Here is a 280-nt window from a genome sequence, read left to right on the forward strand (position 1 = left end):
ACCCCGAGCCCCGCCGTCGCCCTCGCCGTCGCCGTGCACTCGGTTGCGCGCGTGATCATGATCGGCGGCGAGCTGGCCCGGCACTCCCTCGTCGCCGGCGGGGGACTCGCGATGGAGGCGTTCCAACACCTCGCCGCCGACGTGTTCTTCGTCGGCGTCACGGGCGTCGACCCGGGCCACGGCCTCACGACGGGCGGGCTCGACGATGCCGTCACCAAGCGGGCGATCTCCTCCCGATGCGCCGCGACCGTCGTGCTCGCGAGCGACGAGAAGGTCGGCG

Annotated in this window: 1 pseudogene; it reads left to right on the top strand. The window is 73.9% G+C overall.

Features of this window, described 5'->3' with window-relative positions:
• Positions 1-280, top strand: a pseudogene (locus tag KVS71_RS17350) (DeoR family transcriptional regulator); the annotation flags it as partial.

It is taken from the genome of Microbacterium sp. GbtcB4 (assembly GCF_019091465.1).
GTDB classification, from domain to species: domain Bacteria; phylum Actinomycetota; class Actinomycetes; order Actinomycetales; family Microbacteriaceae; genus Microbacterium; species Microbacterium paraoxydans.